The 18159-nt window shown below is 76.2% G+C and carries 21 protein-coding genes; 5 read left to right on the top strand and 16 right to left on the bottom strand.

What is annotated here, in order from left to right; genetic code table 11:
* Window positions 1–84 precede the first annotated feature (84 nt).
* The 3 genes from ACN27B_RS19805 to ACN27B_RS19815 are packed head-to-tail and all read right to left on the bottom strand — an operon-like array spanning window position 85 to window position 2443.
* On the bottom strand, window positions 85–1047 hold the full coding sequence (locus ACN27B_RS19805; RefSeq protein ID WP_422741224.1) for an anti-sigma factor RsbA family regulatory protein: 963 nt from the start codon (window positions 1045–1047) through the stop codon (window positions 85–87).
* On the bottom strand, window positions 1044–1871 hold the full coding sequence (locus tag ACN27B_RS19810) for an MEDS domain-containing protein (RefSeq protein ID WP_422741225.1): 828 nt from the start codon (window positions 1869–1871) through the stop codon (window positions 1044–1046). Before ACN27B_RS19810 ends, ACN27B_RS19805 begins: the two co-directional genes overlap by 4 nt.
* Before the next feature lie 56 nt (window positions 1872–1927).
* Entirely contained in the window at window positions 1928–2443 is a 516-nt protein-coding gene (locus tag ACN27B_RS19815; protein ID WP_099161738.1) for a 2'-5' RNA ligase family protein, read from the bottom strand.
* An 86-nt stretch (window positions 2444–2529) separates the two neighbouring features.
* Here ACN27B_RS19815 and ACN27B_RS19820 point away from each other — a divergent pair, with 86 nt between their 5' ends.
* Window positions 2530–3036 carry a mycothiol transferase gene (locus ACN27B_RS19820; RefSeq protein ID WP_422741226.1) on the top strand — a complete coding sequence of 169 codons (507 nt, stop codon included), beginning with the start codon at window positions 2530–2532 and terminating at the stop codon, window positions 3034–3036.
* On the opposite strand, the gene ACN27B_RS19825 is transcribed toward ACN27B_RS19820, so the two are convergent.
* Window positions 3023–4000: a glycoside hydrolase family 88 protein gene (locus ACN27B_RS19825; protein WP_099161736.1), complete on the bottom strand. Its 978-nt coding sequence runs from the start codon at window positions 3998–4000 to the stop codon at window positions 3023–3025. The genes ACN27B_RS19820 and ACN27B_RS19825 overlap by 14 nt on opposite strands.
* Window positions 4001–4108: 108 nt before the next feature.
* Between ACN27B_RS19825 and ACN27B_RS19830 the strand changes: the two genes are divergently transcribed.
* A complete protein-coding gene (locus ACN27B_RS19830) occupies window positions 4109–4492 on the top strand; it encodes an SCP2 sterol-binding domain-containing protein (protein WP_099161735.1) in 384 nt (127 codons plus the stop codon).
* Window positions 4489–6573 (top strand): glycogen debranching N-terminal domain-containing protein, encoded by a 2085-nt coding sequence (locus ACN27B_RS19835; protein ID WP_099161734.1) that lies wholly within the window; start codon window positions 4489–4491, stop codon window positions 6571–6573. Before ACN27B_RS19830 ends, ACN27B_RS19835 begins: the two co-directional genes overlap by 4 nt.
* Window positions 6574–6584: 11 nt before the next feature.
* Here ACN27B_RS19835 and ACN27B_RS19840 read toward each other — a convergent pair whose 3' ends face one another.
* The 3 genes from ACN27B_RS19840 to ACN27B_RS19850 all read right to left on the bottom strand — a co-directional run bounded on the left by ACN27B_RS19840 (window position 6585) and on the right by ACN27B_RS19850 (window position 8767).
* Entirely contained in the window at window positions 6585–7277 is a 693-nt protein-coding gene (locus tag ACN27B_RS19840; RefSeq protein WP_422741227.1) for a Pr6Pr family membrane protein, read from the bottom strand.
* A gap of 23 nt (window positions 7278–7300) precedes the next feature.
* A complete protein-coding gene (locus tag ACN27B_RS19845) occupies window positions 7301–8179 on the bottom strand; it encodes a hypothetical protein (protein WP_422741228.1) in 879 nt (292 codons plus the stop codon).
* A gap of 81 nt (window positions 8180–8260) precedes the next feature.
* The gene (locus tag ACN27B_RS19850) at window positions 8261–8767 is read right to left on the bottom strand and encodes a DinB family protein (protein WP_422741229.1); all 507 of its coding nucleotides are present in this window, start codon (window positions 8765–8767) and stop codon (window positions 8261–8263) included.
* Window positions 8768–8887: 120 nt separating this feature from the next.
* Here ACN27B_RS19850 and ACN27B_RS19855 point away from each other — a divergent pair, with 120 nt between their 5' ends.
* Together ACN27B_RS19855 and ACN27B_RS19860 are read left to right on the top strand one after the other, a co-directional pair.
* Window positions 8888–9778 (top strand): DUF72 domain-containing protein, encoded by an 891-nt coding sequence (locus ACN27B_RS19855; RefSeq protein WP_357626940.1) that lies wholly within the window; start codon window positions 8888–8890, stop codon window positions 9776–9778.
* A gap of 64 nt (window positions 9779–9842) precedes the next feature.
* Window positions 9843–10028 carry a GTPase activator gene (locus ACN27B_RS19860; protein ID WP_099161730.1) on the top strand — a complete coding sequence of 62 codons (186 nt, stop codon included), beginning with the start codon at window positions 9843–9845 and terminating at the stop codon, window positions 10026–10028.
* Between the two features lie 9 nt (window positions 10029–10037).
* Here ACN27B_RS19860 and ACN27B_RS19865 read toward each other — a convergent pair whose 3' ends face one another.
* From ACN27B_RS19865 to ACN27B_RS19905, 9 genes are all read right to left on the bottom strand, one after another.
* On the bottom strand, window positions 10038–10415 hold the full coding sequence (locus ACN27B_RS19865) for a hypothetical protein (RefSeq protein ID WP_355523996.1): 378 nt from the start codon (window positions 10413–10415) through the stop codon (window positions 10038–10040).
* A gap of 115 nt (window positions 10416–10530) precedes the next feature.
* The gene (locus tag ACN27B_RS19870; RefSeq protein ID WP_099161728.1) at window positions 10531–11151 is read right to left on the bottom strand and encodes a hypothetical protein; all 621 of its coding nucleotides are present in this window, start codon (window positions 11149–11151) and stop codon (window positions 10531–10533) included.
* Window positions 11152–11204: 53 nt separating this feature from the next.
* Window positions 11205–12074 carry an alpha/beta fold hydrolase gene (locus ACN27B_RS19875; RefSeq protein WP_422741230.1) on the bottom strand — a complete coding sequence of 290 codons (870 nt, stop codon included), beginning with the start codon at window positions 12072–12074 and terminating at the stop codon, window positions 11205–11207.
* Between the two features lie 22 nt (window positions 12075–12096).
* On the bottom strand, window positions 12097–13077 hold the full coding sequence (locus tag ACN27B_RS19880; RefSeq protein ID WP_396821061.1) for a glycosyltransferase family 9 protein: 981 nt from the start codon (window positions 13075–13077) through the stop codon (window positions 12097–12099).
* A complete protein-coding gene (locus ACN27B_RS19885) occupies window positions 13074–13769 on the bottom strand; it encodes an SDR family oxidoreductase (RefSeq protein WP_422741231.1) in 696 nt (231 codons plus the stop codon). The genes ACN27B_RS19880 and ACN27B_RS19885 overlap by 4 nt, the downstream gene beginning before the upstream one ends.
* Window positions 13766–15169 (bottom strand): D-glycero-beta-D-manno-heptose 1-phosphate adenylyltransferase, encoded by a 1404-nt coding sequence (gene rfaE2 / locus ACN27B_RS19890; RefSeq protein WP_422741232.1) that lies wholly within the window; start codon window positions 15167–15169, stop codon window positions 13766–13768. Before rfaE2 ends, ACN27B_RS19885 begins: the two co-directional genes overlap by 4 nt.
* Window positions 15166–15948, bottom strand: coding sequence for a D-sedoheptulose-7-phosphate isomerase (locus ACN27B_RS19895; protein WP_422741233.1), 783 nt, complete (start codon window positions 15946–15948; stop codon window positions 15166–15168). The genes rfaE2 and ACN27B_RS19895 overlap by 4 nt, the downstream gene beginning before the upstream one ends.
* Window positions 15948–17165 carry a glycosyltransferase gene (locus tag ACN27B_RS19900; RefSeq protein WP_091578654.1) on the bottom strand — a complete coding sequence of 406 codons (1218 nt, stop codon included), beginning with the start codon at window positions 17163–17165 and terminating at the stop codon, window positions 15948–15950. Before ACN27B_RS19900 ends, ACN27B_RS19895 begins: the two co-directional genes overlap by 1 nt.
* Window positions 17150–18133 carry a glycosyltransferase gene (locus tag ACN27B_RS19905; RefSeq protein ID WP_422741234.1) on the bottom strand — a complete coding sequence of 328 codons (984 nt, stop codon included), beginning with the start codon at window positions 18131–18133 and terminating at the stop codon, window positions 17150–17152. Before ACN27B_RS19905 ends, ACN27B_RS19900 begins: the two co-directional genes overlap by 16 nt.
* Window positions 18134–18159 lie beyond the last annotated feature (26 nt).

Below are 18159 nucleotides of genomic sequence, written 5' to 3' on the forward strand. Positions count from 1 at the left end.
GCGCCAGGCCGCAGGGCACGATGAGGCGCTACGGTACCGTGTCCGCGCGCGCGTCTCGCCCCGCCCCGCCCCCTGATCCGCGAGTCAGACCGGGAAGTGGGGATTCCCGACCGTCAGTCGGATGGTGAAACCGTCGGCGTCCCGGTGGTGGGTCACGTGGTGACAGCTCTGGTGGCTGATCCACAGGCCCAGTCCGCCCTCGCTCCCGTCGCCCGCCGGCAGCAGCCCGGCGTACGGGTCCTTCGGGCCGGGACCGCGGTCGTGCACGGCCACCACCATCCGGTCGGGGGCGCGCCACAGGCGCAGGCACACCGGCGCCGTGCCGTGCCGCAGCGCGTTGCTGACCACCTCGCTCACGGCGATCACCAGGTCGTCGAGGTCGTCGGGCGCGAGCCGGCCGGCGTCGGCGGCCCGGACCGCGTCCCGGGCCTGGGCGGGTGTCGGGTCGACCAGCTCGACCAGCGGGGTCGCGTGCTGCACCGGGTCGAGCGGCGCGGGGCGGCACTCGGCCAGATAGGTCGCCGGCTCGGTGTAGAGGCCCGTCGGCTCGTGTCCACCCCCCGGCGTGGCGCGCCGGGGATGGGTGCGGGCCACGTCGGCCAGCACGTGCGGCGGCGCCAGCCGGCGGTCGTAGGCGCAGAGACCCCAGAGCGGGAAGTCGTCGTAGACGTGGTTGATCGCCGACTCGTAGCGGGCCCACGCGTCCCAGGTCGCGCCGAGCAGCAGCGGCGGCAGCTCGCCGACCATCCGGATCTGCGACGTGCCGGTGGCCGCGAACGAGGTGAACAGCTCACGGTAGGCGCGGATCGCGGCGGTGGGTCGGGCGTAGACGTCGCCGCCCGGCAGGAAGGTGACCTCGGCGTCGGCGGGCAACGCGCGGCGCACCAGCTCGGCGTTGCGCACGTCCAGGCTCACCGCGGCGATCTCGCCGGCCTCGACCCCGCCGAGCAGGAACGGCAGCACCACGCCCAGCAACTCGTCCTCGGAGTCGTAGAGGAGCGCCTCGTGGACGTAGCCGGTGTGGCCGGCGCCGGCGCCGGTCCTCATCGGATCACCTCCACCTGGACGCCGGTCAGACCCAGCAGCTCCACCAGCCGGGCCGGGGCCCGGTAGCGGGTGCGCAGCACCGCCACCGCGTCCCGACGGTGGGCATGGTCGCGCAGGTGCAGCAGGCTGCGGTGGTCGACGAAGCGCAGGTGCGACGCGTCGAACACCAGCCGGCCCGCCACCGGGCGCGGGTCGGCCCGCTCCAGCGCGGTGGCGAAGAGCCGGTGGTTGGACGGGTCCAGCTCGCCGCCGAGCGCCACCGTCGCGTCGTCGCCGCCGGCGTGCAACCGGAACAGCACCTCGGCGTTGGTCCGCGCGTGCAGGCAGGCCAGCTCGGCGATCGCCGCGTCGCCCAGCACCCGCCGGTCGTACGCGCAGACCGCCGACATCGGCCGGTGCCGCATCCAGTGGTCGATGCGGTGCTCGTAACGGGCGAAGGCGTCCCGCTGCGCGGCGGTGCGCACCAGGCCGGTCGCCTCCGCGACCACCCGCAGGCCTGTGTAGCCCGCGGTCAGCGCCTCGGTGGTGGCCCGCACGTAGGCCCGGACCTGCTCCCCGGGATCGACCACCTCGTCGTGCCGGTAGGCCTGGCCCACCGACAGCAGCCGCACGTCGCCGCGACGCCGCGCGGCGGTGAACCCGGGCACCGTCGTCAGCCGCCGGGCCGTCACCTCGGGCTCCTCCGGGCCGACCAGCCAGACCTGTTCGCCCGCGGCGAGTCCCGCGGTGACCTGGACGATCTCCAGCGCGTGCAGCACGGCGGGGTCGGCGTAGGCGAAACAGTCGTGACCGTAGCCGGGTCCTGTCGCGTCCCCGCCGGTCACCGGCTCCACCTCATCGGCCCAGTGTATTCCCGGTGGTGGGCGGCCGGCCGGCGCGGTCAGGGCAGCGGGTGGGAGATGTCCCGGGCGTGGTCGGTCACCGCCGCGCCGACCACGGTGGCGGTCAGCGGAAGCACCTCCAGGCAACGGCGCACCGCGGCGCCCATCAGCGGGTTCGGCACCCGCATGGAGAGCGTGCAGTGCGGCACCCAGCGACCCGGCCGGTAGTGCTCCACCACGCCGACCCCGGCCCGGACCAGCCGCTCGTGCACGTCCGCGTGGTGGGCCAGCAGCTCCGGCGTGGGCGCCGGCCCGAGCCACAGCACGCGTCCGACGAACTGGCCGGCGTGCTGGAACTCCAACCGCAGCGGCGCGGCGACCACCGTCCCGGCGAGCGCCTCGGCCACCTGCCGCGGGTCCAGGCGGGGCGCGACCGCCAGCGAGACGTGCGGGCGGTGCCGCTGGGCCAGCAGCGAGCGCATGCTCGGCACCCCCTCGGACTCCAGCAGGTCCCACAGCACCCGGACCCGCCGGGTGGCGTCGGTGTCGAGATACAGCTCCAGCGCCGCGACCACCCGATCACCCTAGAGCGGAGGTTTGCCCCGCCCGCTGGGCGGTACTGCCCGGGGGACGGTACGAGACGGTGGGGAGTGAGGCGCACGTGGACGTGAACGATCTGCTGACCGAGGGGTACGGGCGGCTGCCCGACCTGGTCGCCGGCGCGCTCGACGGGCTCGGCCCGGAGCAGTTGCGGCAGGCCCCGGCGGACGGGGCGAACCCGGTCGGCTGGCTGGTCTGGCACCTGACCCGGATCCAGGACCATCACGTCGCCGACGTGATGGGCGAGGAGCAGCTCTGGGTCGGCGGCGACTGGGCACGGCGGTGCGGCCTGCGTCCCGAACCGGACGACACCGGCTACGGCCACGGCCCCGAGCAGATCGCCGCGGTCCGCCCGGACGACGGCGGCGTGCTGCTCGACTACCACCGGGCGGTGGTGGACCGCAGCCTGGCCTACCTGCGCGGGTTGGGGCCGGCCGACCTGGACCGGGTCGTGGACGACAACTGGGACCCCCCGGTCACCCTCGGCGTACGGCTGGTCAGCGTGCTCGACGACGACCTCCAGCACGTCGGTCAGGCCGCTTACGTGCGCGGGCTCATCCGGCGCTGACCGCGTCCCGGGCACGGCGCAGCGCGGCGTGCCCGAGCAGATGACAGGCCTGCGCCTCGGGTGAGGTGCCGGGGCCGGCGAAGTCCGGCGCGCCGCTGACCCCGGTCACCCGCCCGGACCCGTCGACGCGGCGGGCGGCGGCGGCCAGCAGGTCCGCCCCCACGTCGAGCCACGAGCGGGACAGCCAGCCGTCGGCCACCCCGGTCAGCGCCGCGTACCCGAGCAGTTGGGCCGTGTTCGCCTCGCGGAACGTGCCCGGGTCGTCGAGCACGTCGGGGAAGAACCCGTCGTCGGTCCGGTACGCCAGACAGGCCGTGAGCACCTCCTCGGCGTGCCCGGCCAGCTCGGCGCGGAGCCCGGCCGGCCAGGCCGCCGCCGGGCGCAGCGCCCGGGCGATTCCGGCGACCACCCAGCCGTTGCCGGTGCCCCAGGGCTCCGGCCGGTCCAGCTCGCCCCGGTCCTCGTCCCAGCGGGCCGCGTACAGGCCGGTGCGGGGGTCGTGCAACCGCCGACGGTGCCCGGTCACCTGCGCGGCGGCCAGCTCCGTGCGACCGGTCAACGCCAACAGCGGCACCGTCATGTAGACCGTGTCGGCCCACACCTGACGGCCGTCGAGCAGGTGGAACAGCGTGCCGTCGGCGGCCCGGGGCGCCCGGCGCGCCAGCCAGTCGAGCTGCGCGTCCAACGCGGCGGCGTACCTCGGGTCCCCGGTCACGACGGCGGCGTGCCGGACCACCTCGCCGCACGCGGCGCCGTTCACCGCGCCCACCGAGCCGGCCCACTCGCCGAGCCGCCCGTCCGGCCGCCGCCGGGTCACCGCCGCGTCGGCGACCAGCACCGCCGCCTCCGTCAGCCCGAGGTCGAGCAGCGCCTGGCCGGTGATCCCCTGCTCCCAGGACTCCCGCTGCATGGCCAGCAGCGCGAACAGCACCCGGTCGGCGGTGGGGTCCCCGGTCGTCCACATGCCCGTTTCGTACCCCGCGCGACCGCCCGGCTCACCCGCACCGGGTGAGTTCGCCTCACCCGCCTCCCGGGGACGCTGCGGGAACGGCACGACGAGGAAGGGGACCGGATGAGCGCCTCCGCCGCGGAGCACCTGGCCCGAGGAGCGGCCGGCCGGCATCCGGAGCTGCCCGAGACCACCTCCGGCACGATCCGGCTGGACCTGCGGGAGGGTGGCCACACCGAGCACTGGTATCTGACCGTCGACCGGCAGGACGTCCGGGTGGCCCGGCTGGCCGAGGAGGCGGAGCTGGTGGTCCGCGCCGACCGGGAGGTCTTCGACCGGATCGCGGCCGGACGCCTGCACCTGGCCGCCGCGCTGCTGCGCAACGACCTCACCGTGCAGGGCAACCTGAAGCTGCTGATGACGCTGCGGCGGCTCTTCCCCGGCCCGCCGGACGCCCGGCACCCCCGCGACGTCGCCGGCTTCCCCTACCGGGTGGGCGCCCGATGAAACAGGAACTGGTCGCCGTCCTCAACGGCAACGCGTTCGCGATGGGCGACGCGCAGGGCGACATGGAGGCCGACCCGTGCGCCCCGATCGGGCTCTTCTCCTTCGACACCCGGTTCCTCTCGCACTGGGTGCTGACCGTCGACGGCGAGCGGCTGCAGGCGCTGTCCCGCGACGACCTGACCTACTTCGAGACCCGCTTCGTGCTGGTGCCCGGCACCGCGAGCCACTACGTCGACGCGGACGTCTCGGTCATCCGGCACCGCTCCATCGACGAGGCGTTCGACGAGCGGATCACGGTGCTGAACCACTCCGCCCGGCCGGCCGAGTTCACCGTGCGGATGGAGATCGGCAGCGACTTCGCCGACACCGCCGAGATCCTGCGACCCGCGCGGCGTGAAGCGGTCGTCGTCGCCGACACCGACGGGCGGCAGCTGCGGATCCGCTACGAGCGGGGCCGGTTCACCCGGGAGACGTACGTCTCCAGCACCGCCCCGGTGGAGGTCGACGGGCGCGGGATGACGTTCCGGATCCGGGTCGAGCCCGACGGCCAGTGGCACACCGACCTGCACGTCGGCATGGTCATCCACGGCTCCGGGGGACGCGACCTGCGCGCCGACATCGAGTCCCACCGCCAGCACGTCCGCGAGGGCATGCGGGACGACCTGCGGCACTGGTTCGACCAGGCGCCGCACCTCGTCGCCGACCGGGCGGCCCTGGGCGCCGCCTACCGGCAGGCGTTGGCCGACCTGGCCGCGCTGCGCTACACGCCGCTGGCGTACACCGACCGGGTACCGGTCGGCGGGTTGCCCTGGGCGATGACGCTCTACGGCCGCGACGCCCTGGTCACCTGCCTGGAGACGCTGGCGTTCACCCCCGAGCTGACGCCGGCCACGCTGCGCATGCTCGCGCTGTTGCAGGGCGGCCAGCTCGACGACTACCACGACGAGGAACCCGGCAAGATCCTCAGCGAGCTGCGGTACGGCGAGGCGGCCGCGTTCGACGAGCAGCCCACCGCCCTCTACTACGGCGCGGCCGACACCACCCCGCTGTTCGTCGTGCTGCTCGACGAGTACGAGCGGTGGACCGGCGACGCCGACCTGGTCCGGCAGCTGCGGCACCCGGCCCGGATGGCGCTGGACTGGCTGACCGACTACGGCGACCCGTACGGCGACGGCTACCTGCGCTACCAGCCGCGCAACACGGTCAACGGGGTGGCGAACCAGACCTGGCGGAACTCGCCGGACGCGATCGTCGACCGCACCGGCGTCGAGCCCCCGTTCCCCCGGGCCACGTGCGAACTCCAGGGCTACGCGTACGACGCGCGGGTCCGGGGCGCCCGGCTGGCCCGGGAGTTCTGGGACGACCCGGAGTACGCCGAGCGGCTGGAGGCCGACGCGGCGCGCCTGCGCGAGCGGTTCAACCGGGACTTCTGGCTGCCGCACCGGGGCTACTACGCGCTGGCCCTCACCCCGGACGGCGAGCCGGTCGACGCGCTCACCTCCGGTCTCGGACACCTGCTGTGGAGCGGCATCGTCGAGCCGGACCGGGCCGACGCGCTGGCCGCGCACCTGTGCGGGCCGGACCTCTTCTCCGGTTGGGGCGTGCGCACCTACGCCGACGGCCAGCGGCCGTACAACCCGGTCGGCGCGCACCTCGGCGCGGTCTGGCCGTCGGACAACGCGCTCGTCGCGGCCGGCCTGCGCCGGTACGGCTTCGACGCGGAGGCGGCCCAGATCGCCGCCGGAGTGTTCGCCGCGGCCGAGACACTCGGCGGATCGGTCCCGGAGGTGATCGCCGGCTACCCGCGCGCGCTCACCAAGTACCCGGTCCAGCTGCCGGCGGCGGGTCGCCCCCAGTCGTGGGCCTCCGGCGGCCTGCTGATGCTGCTGTCGACGATGCTCGGGCTGCGTCCGTGCGGGGAGAACCTCCTGGTCGACCCCGCGATCCCGACCGGCTACGGCCGGATCGAGCTGCTCGACGTGCCGGGCCGCTGGGGCCGGACCGACTCGTACGGCCGGGAGCGGGGCGGCGGACGGCGGGCCCGGGTCGGTGACCAGGCGGACGTGCGGCCCGCCGCCTGACCCGTCGGAGTTCAGCCGGACGCGGTGGGCTGCCGTACCGCCGGGTCTTCCCGCGCCGGCGGCGCCGGGGCGGCGCCCCGGCGTCGGGCGAGCAGCCGGTCGACGCCCACGAAGAGCAGACCCAGCAGCCAGAACACGACGGCGAAGCCGACCGCGCTGACCCCGACGCCGTCGTAGCCGAGCTGCCCCGCGTCGAGGAACGGGTACGGGTAGCGGTCCACGACCAGCCCGCGCACCAGCGCGAAACCGAGGTACGCCAGCGGGAAGACCAGCCACCAGGCGGCGTATCGGGGACGCAGTCGCCCACGCCTGTCGAACAGCGCCCAGTCGGCGACCGCGAGCAGCGGCACCACGGTGTGCAGGAACTGGTTACCCCACCACTCGCCCGGCTCCCGGTGCGGCTGGACCATGGCGAACGGGCTGGCCGGGTTCGCCAGCACCAGGTGGTAGACCGTGCCCGTGATGGTGATGTAGAGCGTCACCGCACCCTTGAGCACGCTCGGCGGCTCCGGCCGGTCGCGCAGCGCGCACCAGGCGGTGTAGCCGGCGAAGACGCCGACCGCCACGTTGCTCTGGATGGTGAAGTAGGGCAGCAGGCCGGTGATCGTGGCCGGGCCGAGCGCGGTCAGCACGATGCCGGCCACCACGCCGAGCACCACGGCCAGGCGCAGGAGGATCGCCAGTCGGCGACGCCGGGGGGTCACCGGGGCACGTTAGCAGCCGGTCGTCAGCCCGGGCGTCGGCCGGTCGGCGGGCCGGCCGGGCCGAGCGGATGGTCGGAGCCGCCGGCGGTGGTCGGCTGCGGCGGCGGGCCCGAGCCGTCCGGTCCCGGGGGCCCGGAGCCCGCGGGACCCGGTGGTTTGGAGCCGTCGGGTCCGGGTTCCGCGGAGCCGACGGGCGGGCGGGACTCGTCGGGACCGGCCGCCCCGGTGAGCAGGTCGGCGCAGTATCCGGGCACCCGGCGGGGGCCGCCGGCGGCGGCGACCAGGCCGGCGAACGCCGGGGTGTCCAGGGCGCGCCCGCGCTCCGGCTCCGCCAGCCGGTGGTAGGCGGCGCAGAGCCGGGCCGACGCGAGCGGGTCGGCCGCCGGGGGCGCCGGCTCGCCGGTCCGACCGCCCGGGCTCGTCGTCGGGAGCGGTCCGGCGACGGGCCGGCTGCCGCCGGAGGCGCCGTCCGCCGGCGTCCGGTCGCCGCCAGGCCCGGGCAGGCTCCCGGTGGCGGCGGCCAGTGCCACGCCGCCGCCGAGCGACGCGAGCACGGTGGCGACCGCGAGCTTGCCGCCGAGCAACCCGGCGAACCGTCGTGCCGGCCGGCGCCCGATGTCGTCCCGGGGGACCGCCCGCCGCCGGTCTCCCGGCCAGGACCCGCCGGTCGGCCGCCCCGCGCGCGGCACGCCGGTCGGCGGCCGGTCGGCTGGGCGGGCCGCCACGACCGCGCCGGCGCGCGCCTCCCGGAACGCGGCGACCGCGGCGGCCTCACCGCTGACCTCGCCGGCGCCGGGCGGGACCCGGACGGCGTCGAGCAGACGGGTCAGCGCCCGCGGGCCGTCGGCGGAACCGACGAGCAGCCGCTCGACGGTTTCCTGGTCCAGGCGGGGTGCGTCCATCTCGTGACCCTCAGCGCCGCCACCTGGCCTGGTGTCACACGATCGCCCGTGCCACGACGGTGAGGTGGGTCACGTGGCCGGTCAACCCATCGTCTTCGCCCCGTCGATGGACTCGCGGATGATGTCGGCGTGGCCGGCGTGCTGGGCGATCTCGGCGACCAGGTGCAGCAGCACCCGGCGCACCGTCCACGCGGCGCCGCGCTCGAACCACGGCTGGTCGGGCAGGGCGTGCGCCGCGTCCAGGTCGAGCGTGGCGACCAGGGCGTCGGTCCCGGCGGCCACCCGGTCGAACTCGGCGAGCAGCCCGGCCAGCGTGTCGGTCGGATCCATCCGGAACTGGCCGGCCCAGTCGACCGGCTCGCTGCTCATCGCCTCGGCCCCGCCCACCGCGAAGCGGGCCCACATCCGCTCCGTGATCGCCACGTGCTTGACGATCCCGCCGAGGCACAGCGCGCTGACCGTGCTCCGGCACGCCGCCTGCTCGTCGTCGAGCCCGGCCACCGTCTGCCGCAGGAAGCCGCGGTGCCGGCGCAGGGCGGCGAGCAGATCCGCCCGCTCCCCGGTGAGAACCTCGTCGCTGACGTCCATGCCGCCCGTCCTTCCGATCGACGACCCGACGTCACCGTACGACCTCTTACCGACAGTTCCGAGGCTCCACACCGGAGCCTCCGGTTGCCGATCCGTCCGGGTGGCGGTGAACTGAATGACATGGGTGTCATCAAGGTGGGCACGTCCTCGTGGGCCGACCAGATGCTGGTCCGCTCCGGCTGGTACCCGCGCGGGGTCAACACGCCGGCCGGCCGGCTGGGCTGGTACGCCGAGCACTTCGGTCTGGTCGAGGTGGACACCTCGTACTACGCGGTGCCGGCCCCGGAGACGACCGCGGCGTGGGCCGCCGCCACCCCACCCGGGTTCACCTTCGACGTCAAGGCGTTCCGGCTCTTCACCGGCCACCACACCCCGGTCGACGCGCTGCCCCGGGACCTGCGGCCGGCCGGCGGGCCGAGTCGGGTCCGCTGGCGTGACCTGCCCGCCGGGGCGTACGACGAGCTGTGGGACCGGTTCCACGCGGCGCTGGCGCCGCTCGCGGCGGCCGACCGGCTCGGCGCGGTGCTGTTGCAGTTCCCGCCCTGGCTGGCCCGGGGCGACGCGGCCCGGCGGCGGATCCTGGCCGCGGCGCGGCGGTGCCGGCCCTGGCCGGTCACCGTCGAGCTGCGACACTCGTCGTGGTTCACCGAGGACGCCGTGGTGGACACCGTGACGTTCCTGCGCGAGAACGGGCTCGGGTACGCCTGTGTGGACATGCCGCAGGGGCACGCCTCCTCGGTGCCACCGATCCTCGTCGCCACCACCGACCTGGCCGTGATCCGCTTCCACGGGCACAGCACGGCCTGGGAGAGCGGCGACAAGCAGGACCGGTTCCGTTACGCCTACGGCGAGCGGGAGCTGCGGCACTGGTCGGTGCTGCTGCGCGAGTTGGCCGACCAGAGCGCCGAGCTGCACGTGCTGATGAACAACTGCTGCGGCGACCAGGCCCAGCGGGACGCCGCCCGCCTCGCCGCCCTGCTCGACGTCGCCCCGGCCACCGCCCGGGCCTGAAGGTTTCCCCACCCCGACGCCGGGTACCGCCGCTGTCGCCGACGAACAAACGCGAGGGGGAGACGTGGACGAACGACGCGACGAGGCCGGCCGGGACCCCGGGGCGACCCGGGAGGCCGAGGAGGCGCACGGCGGCAGCATGGCACCGGACCTGGTGGACGACACCGGGCACCAGGTGGCCGACCCGCCGGTGCCGGACAACGAGCCGTCGGCGCCGGGCCGGCCGGGTGAGGACGGCACCGGCTCCTGACGGTCACGCTCAGGGGCGCGTCTCCGGGCGCATCCCGGTCGCCTCCTCCAGCGCGTTGTCGCCGAGGTCGCCGTCCGCCCGATCGTCCGGGAACGTCCGTCGCGACGGGGCGGGGTCGGGCGGTGCGCCCGGCCCCGCCTCGGTCGTCCGGGTCGGTTCGACCGGTCCGAACCCGTGCCGGCCCGCCTTCGGGCCGCCCGGTCCGGCCCCGGCCGCGCGACGCTCACCGCGCCGGCCCTCGGGTACGGCGGTCTCCTCACTGCCCTCGTCCATCGGGTCGCGGTCACCCGCGCCCCACGGCGGGTCGGCGTCGAAGCCGTCGGTGGTGCCCCACGGCGCGGCCGACTCCGGCCCGCGCCCCTCGCCCGGGGCGTCCCTGCTCGTCATGGTCTCACCTCACCCTGCCTGGATCGCCCGGCGCCGGTCGTCCGGCACACGTCGGGTCGGGGCCCGCACCGCGCGGCCGGCGGCCACCCGACGTGGGTCGCCGGCCGCGCGGTGGTCAGCGGGCCGCGCCGACCAGGGAACGCCCGGCCGCGCCCATGGCGGCCATCTTGCCGAGGTTCTTCGGCATCCCGCCGGCCCGGTTGAGCATGCCGCGGAACACCTGCCCCGGCTTCTGCTGCTCGCCCATGTACGCGGTCACCACGACCAGCGCGCCGGTCAGCGCCGGGATCGCCCACTGGAGCATCTTCATCTGCCGCTGGCTCGCGGCGACGTTGGCCGGCGTGTGGTGGTGCGGCTCGGTGGTCCCCATGACGGGCGGCCCGCCCGCCTTCTCCAGCTTCATGCCGACCAGCCGGCTGTAGCCGGTCACCGCCAGCGCGGCGACGGTCAGCCCCGTCTTCACCGCGCTGGCCTTCCCCACCCCCGCCTGTCGGGCCATCCGCGGGCTCTCGGTGACCAGCTCGCCGACCGCGCCGGCCAGGTGCGCGCCGATCGCCGCCGCGTTCACCGGCGTCCACCGCGCCCACCCGGCCGAGGCCACCGGCAACCGCTGGGTCGAGTCGTCGATTCGTGCCGCCGCGCCGTTGACGCCGAGCGCTCCCATCAGGGAGCCGCCGAACCAGGCCGCCAGGCCCAGGTCGTGCATCGAGCGCAGCGTGGTGTGCCGTTCGGACATCAGATCCCCCTCCGCCGTGTTCGGGCGGTGCGGCATACCCGTCCTCGGCGTGCTCACGCCCGCGAATCGCGGGCCGGCAGCGTGTCGACGAAGGCGGCGACCCGGCCGGCCAGCGGCGTGGCGGCCCGGACCCAGGTGAAGTGGTCCAGCGCCGCGCCGGCCTCGGCGACCGTGTAGCGGTGCCGGGTCACCGGCGCGGCGGCCAGCTTGCCGCAGAGGTGGTCCAGCGTCTCGTGCGGCGTGTACTGGTCGCCGTCGACGCTGATCGCGAGCACCGGGGTGCGGATCCGCCGCACGGCGGCCTCCGTGTCCACGCCGTCCAGCGCCGGGAACCGGCCGGTGCGGGCGGTGTGCGCCCAGTCCCGGATCACGCCGCGTGCCTGCCGGCCGCCGAACCCCCAGCCGGGCCAGACGCCGAGCAGCCGGGCCGCCGCCGCGATGCCCTGGGTGTACGGCAGCACGCCCCAGCCGCGCAGCCCCGGATACCGGCGCCACCACGGGATGCCCACCGCCACCAGGGCCAGCCCGTCGACCCGGTCGGCGTCGTGCAGCGCCTGGTGCAGTACGGCGACCTGCCCGCCCAGCGAGTGCCCGAGCAGCAGCCGGGTGCGGCCGTCCAGCCGGGGCTTGAGCGCGTCGAGCACCGCGCCGACGTCGGTGGCCAGCTCGGCGTAGCCGTACCGGCAGGTGCGGGCGGGGGAGGGGGTGCTCTCCCCGGTGCCGCGCAGGTCGGCCACGACCACGGCGAGCCCGGCGTCGCGCAGCGCGGTGGCGAACGGCCGGTAGTAGCGGGCCCGCACGCCCATGGCCGGCCAGATCAGCACCATCGGCGCGCCGGGCGGCCCGGCCGGCTCCGGGTAGATCTGCACGCCGAGGCGCGCCCCGTCGACGTCCACGTACTCCTGCGCGTACTCCCCGCTCACCGGCCCAGCGTACGGGCCGAAGCTACCGGCGGGTAGCAAGGGGTGGCGGGCCGGACGCCTGGACCGGCACCGCGCGGCGGGCCGCGGCCGCCTCCACCCGGCCCACGGCGGCCAGCACGTCCGGCACGCCCAACGCGGCCAGCGCCGGGTGCACCGCCGGACCGTCGGCGGGCGGGTGCGGGCCGGCCCAGAGCGCCTCGTGCCACGGCCGGTCCGGCGGCGGTCCCCAGTGCGCCGGCGCCACCGGGCCGAACAGCAGCACCGACGCGGTGGCGTAGGCGGTGGCCAGGTGCCCGACGCCGGTGTCGCCGCAGACCACCAGCCGGGCGTGCGCCACCAGCGCGGCCAGCTCGCCCACGTCGGTCGCGCCGGCCAGCACGGCGTCCGCCGGCAGCCCCGCCGCGCGGGCCACCGCCGCGGCCAGGTCCCGCTCGCCGGGGCTGCCGGTGACCACCACCCGGTGCCCGCGCCCGGCCAGCTCCCGGGCCACCGCGGCGAAGCGGGGCACCGGCCAGCGCCGCCGCGTCGCCTTCGCCCCCGGGTGCACGACGGTGACGCCGACCGGCAGCGGGCCCGGGTCGGGGCGGCGCAGCGCCAGGTCCGACCGGTCGGCGGGCGTGCCGTACCAGGCCAGCATCCGGCACCAGCGGTCCACCTCGTGCTCGTCGGCCCGCCACGGCGGCCCGTCGACCGCCCCGGCCTCGGGGTTGGCGAAGGCCAGCAGCCGCCCGGGCCGGAGCGCGGCCAGCATCCGGTGCGACTGCGGGCCGCGTCCGTGCAGGTTCACCGCCAGCTCCGGGGACGGGCCGGACCACCCGAGGTGGCCCAGCCCGTCCGCGTGGACCTGCCGGTCCACGCCGCCGACCAGGTCGACCAGCGGCGCCAGCCAGCGCGGCGCGACCAGCGCCAGCTCCTCCCCGGGGTACGCGGCACGCAGCGCGCGCAGCGCCGGCACCCCGGTGGCGAGGTCACCGACGCCGAGCGCCCGCAGCACGAGGATCACGGGTACGAGGACTCCTGCTCGGCGCAGACCACCAGCTCCCGCACCGCGCAGCCGGGCGGCTGGGACAGCGCGAACATGACCGCCTCGGCGGTGTCCGCCGGGTCGTTGAGGATCGCGTCCGGGCCCGGCTTGTACTTGTCGTCCCGGTCGTCGAAGAACGCGGTCCGCATGCCGCCCGGGATCAGCAGCGTCACCCCGACCCGGCCGGCCAGCTCGGCGGCGAGCGACCGGGTGAAGCCCACCACCCCGAACTTCGCCGCGCAGTACGCGGTCGCGTCGCCGACCGCCTTCACACCGAGCGTCGAGGCCACCGTCACCACCGTGCCGTGCGTCCGCTCCAGCTCGGGCAGGGCCGCCCGGACCACCGCGGCGGTGCCGAGCAGGTTGATCGCCACGATCCGGTCCCAGGTGGCGCCGTTGACGTCGGCCAGCCGGCCGGGCACGTCCATGCCGGCGGCGGTGACCACGCCGGTGAGCCCGCCGGCCCGCGCGGCGATCTGCCGGGTGGCCGCCTCGGCGGCGCGGGTGTCCGCCAGGTCGCACTCCATCCAGGGCACGCCGGCGGCCGGCGCCCGACGGTCCAGCACGTACGGCCGACCGCCGGCCTTGGCCACGGCGGCGACCACCGCCGCGCCGAGCCCGCTCGACCCGCCCGTGACGAGGACGGTCCGGTCCTTCCACTGCCTGGTCATACGACTCCCCTGACGAGGTGCAGGCCGCGCTGGCGCGCGGCGGAGATGGTGCCGGTGGTGGACCGGCCGGCCAGATAGGGAACGGTGACCACCCGTCCGCCCCAGCGGCGGACCAGCTCCGCCTCGGGCAGCTCCCCGGCGTCGTAGTCGCCGCCCTTGACCCAGACGTCCGGGCGCAGCCGGGCCAGCACCTGGTGCGGGGTGGACTCGTCGAAGACCACCACCGCGTCGACGCAGTCCAGCGCGGCCAGCAGCCGGGCCCGGTCCTCGGCCGGGTTGACCGGACGGTCCGGGCCCTTGAGTCCGCGGACGCTGCGGTCGGAGTTGAGGCAGACGATCAGGCAGTCGCCGAGGCGGCGGGCCGCCCGCAGGGTGGCCAGGTGTCCGGCGTGCAGGATGTCGAAGCAGCCGCCGGTGGCGACCACGGTGCCGCCGCCGGCGCGTACCGTGCCGGCCAGGTCCTCGGCGGTGCGCGCGGCGTCGGGCAGGGCGGTCGGCGCCGGTTCCCGGCCGAGTCCGGCCGCACCGCCGGCGGCCACGTACGCCGACGCCGCCTCGACCGCCGCGCGGACCGCCTCGGTGACCGACGCGCCGTCGCCGAGCGCCAGCGCGGCGGTGGCCGCGAACCGGTCCCCGGCGCCGCAGGTGTCCTCGACGTGGTCCGGCACGGACGTCGGTGGCACCACCACCGGGCTCCCGCCCCCGTGGCAGAGCACCGCCCCGTCCGGCCCCGTCGTCACCGCGACCGCGCCGACCCGCCATCGGCGGCGCAGCTCCTGCCCGGCGCGGGTGGCCGTGGAGAGCGGCGAGCCGCCGCCCGCGTCGCCGGTGAGCCGGCGCAGCTCGTCGAGGTTCGGCGTGGTCAGCCGGGTGCCCGGCACCGCCGCGGCGCCTCGCGGGTGCGGGTCCCAGACCACCGGGGCGGTCGCCCGGGCCAGGGCGGCGCGCAGCGTCGGCTGCCGCAGCAGCCCTCGGCCGTAGTCGCTGACCAGGATCGTGCCCGCCCGGCCGAGCAGTTCGCGTACCGCCTCCGACGGCTCGCCGGGCGCCCGCGGATCGCCGCCCCGGTCGAGCCGCAGCAGCGTCTGCCCGCCGCAGCGGAGTCGGATCTTCTCGGCGGTGGCGCCGGGCAGGTGCACCGGGTAGACGTCGACGCCGGCACCGGCCAGCAGCTCGGCCAGGCGGGCGCCGCCGGCGTCGTCCGCGAGCGCGGTGACCAGCGCGACCTCGCCGGCCTGGGCGGCGGCGAGCAGGGCGGCCAGTCCGGCGCCGCCGGGCCGGTCGGTGGCGGTGCGTTCGTCGAGCACCGGCACGGGGGCGTCCGGGCAGACCCGGCTGACCGTGCCGACGACGTCGCGGTCCAGCAGCGCGTCGCCGACCACCACCAGCGGGCCGCTCACGTCTCCACCCAACCGGTGCCGGTGGTGCCGCCGTTGCGGTGGTGCCCGTTCGCGCCGTGCCCGTTCGACCCGTGCCCGCCGCCGAGCGGCGCGACACCGTCGACCGAGGCCAGCACCAGGCCGTCCCGGCCGGCCCGGTCCCGCCCGCCCTCCGGTGACCGGCCGGCGCGGGCCGGCTCCCGCCAGGGCGCGCGGGGGAGCTGCCGGACCAGCGGCAACGCCTGGTCGACGTACTCGCAGAGCAGGTGCGTGGAGACCAGGTGCAGCTCCTGCACGACCTGGCTGTCGTCCGACGGCACGGCCAGCGCGTCGTGGCAGAGGTCGGCGAGGGGGTTGGGGGCGGGGCCGGTGAAGGCCCAGCAGCGCAGTCCGCTGTCGTGGGCGGCGTGGGCGGCGGTGAGGAGGTTGGGGCTGGTGCCGCTGGTGGACAGGAGGAGAAGGAGGTCGTCGGGTCGGCCGTGGGCGCGGACCTGGCGGGCGAAGATTTCGTCGTATCCGTAGTCGTTGCCGATGGCGGTGAGGGCGCTGGTTTCGGCGTGCAGGGCGATGGCGGACAGGGGTTGGCGGTCGTGGCGGAGTTTGCCGACGAGTTCGGCGGTGAGGTGTTGGGCTTCGGCGGCGCTGCCGCCGTTGCCGGCCACCAGCAACCGCCCGCCCCGGGCCAGCGTCCAGGCCAGCTCGCTGCCCCAGGACGCCAGCCGCTGCGCCTCCCGCCGGTACGGCAGCAGCGCCGCGGCCAGCCCGGACAGGTGCGCGTCGAGCGTGTCGAGCGGGGTCATCAGGCCACCGCCGACGCGGGACGGGTCGCCGCGGCCACCGAGGCGTAGACCGCGCCGAGCTGCTCGGCGCACCGCTTCCACGAGTACCGGCTGCGGATGCGGTCCAGCGCGGCGGTGGCGTACGCGAACCGCCGCACGTTGTCGGCGAGCAGCCGGCGCAGTGCGGCGCCCAGCGCGCGCGGGTCGCGCGGCGGCACCAGGTCACCGGTCAGCCCGTCCACCACGCTGTCGGCGATGCCGCCGACGTCGGTGCCGATCACCGGCACGCCGCAGGCCATCGCCTCCAGCGGGGTGAGCCCGAACGGCTCGTACCAGGGGGCGGCGACCAGCACGTCCGCCGAGCGGTACCAGGCGCCCATCTCCTCGCGCGGCACGCCGCCGAGCAGCCGGACCCGGTCGGCCACGCCGCACGACTCGGCCAGCGCGGACAGCCGGCGGGCGAACGTGTCCGCCGGGAGCAGGTCGGCCGGCGGCCCGCCGACCACCACGCACTCGGCGTCCGGGACGGCGGGCAACGCCCGGACCACGTCGAGGAAGCCCTTGCGCTCGACCATCCGGCCGACGGTGAGGATGCGGCGGCGGGCCGGGTCGCGCGGCGCGACCGGGCCGTCGGGCCGGAACACCGCCTCGTTGACGCCGGAGGGGACCAGCGCCATCCGTGACCTCGGCACCCCCATCCGGACCAGTTCGCGGACCTCGTCCTCGCACTGCACGACCACCCGGTCGACGGCCCGGCCGAGCGCCCGCTCGTAGCCGACCCGTCCCGGTGGACTGGTGTCCCGGGTGCCCTGGTGGCGGCGCTTGACACTGCCGAGCGCGTGGTACGTCAGCACGGTCGGCACCCCGGTACGGCGACCGGCGTGCACGGTGGCGAGCCCGCTCATCCAGAAGTGCGCGTGGGCCACGTCCGGGGTCCAGCCGCCGTGGCGCCAGGTGTCCGCCAGCCAACTGCCGAACTCGCCCATGTACGGCAGCAGGTCGTCCTTCGGCACGCGTCGGGCCGGGCCGGCCGGCACGTGCCACACCTGGTAGCCGTCCGGCGCGGGGACCGCCTCGGGCAGCGCGGGGGAGTCGCGGCGGGTGTAGACGCGGACGTCGTGGCCCGCGTCGACCAGCGCGGACGCGAGTTCCGCCACGTGGGTGTTCTGCCCACCGGCGTCCTCCTCGCCGAGGACGGCGAGCGGGCTGGCGTGCTCGGAAATCATCGCGATGCGCATGTCTCCTCCTCCATGATCCGGTCCCAGTCGGCGAGGAACCGGTCCAGGCCGAACCGTTGCTTGGCCACGTCGCGGGCGCGCGCACCGAGCCGGTGCGCGGCGTCCCGGTCCTCGGTCAGCCAGCGCGCCGCGTCGACGAGCGTCTCCACCCGGGTGGAGAGCACCCCGGCGTCCGGCGGCACGGCGTCCACCGCCTCGGTGGTGGCCAGGGCCACCACCGGCATGCCCATGGTCATCGCCTCGATCAGGCTGAGCCCGAGTGAGGTCCAGCGGCACAGGTGCAGGTAGGCGCGGCGTCGGGCCAGTTCGGCGTGCATGGCGTGCTGCGGCAGGTCCTCGTGGCAGGTCATCGGCAGGCCGGGAGCGCCGGCCGAGGCGAGCGCCTCGGGCAGCCCGGCCACACCCATGCCGAACACGTCCAACGGCGCGACCGCCGCGAAGCGTGGCATCAGGTCGGTGCCGGTGACCCGTCGGCGGCGTACCGGCTCGTTGGTCACCACGGCGAGGCGGTCGAGTTCGCCGGTCCATTCGACGGTGGGGGTGACGACGCCGTGTTCGATGACGGCGGTGCGGGTGGCGCCGTTGTCGTAGAAGAGTTCGTTGAAGTGGGTGACGTGGGTGAGTAGGAGGTCGTCGCGGTCGGCCATGGGGTGGCGGGTGTTGGGCACGTCGCCCTTGGGGGTGTTGTGTTCGACGTAGATCGCGGGCAGGTCGCGTCCGGGGCGGCGGCGCAGCCATTCGGTGGCCAGGTCGAGTTCTTTGGGGCGTTGCAGGATGACCAGGTCGACGTGGGTGTGGGCGAGGTCCTCGGGGGTGATTTCGACGGCGTTGTCGGGCCAGGGGTAGGTGCGGGCGCGGCCGAGTCCGTAGGGGCCGCGGTCGGGGGTGACGGGCACCAGGTAGCGGTGCTTGCCGTGGACGAACGAGGTGGTCCACGAGCCGTGCACGTGCCACAGCAGAACGTTCATCTCTCTCCTCGTCGGCGACGGGGCGG

Origin of the sequence: Micromonospora sp. WMMD754, from assembly GCF_049315235.1 — a bacterium.
Taxonomy (GTDB): domain Bacteria; phylum Actinomycetota; class Actinomycetes; order Mycobacteriales; family Micromonosporaceae; genus Micromonospora; species Micromonospora sediminicola.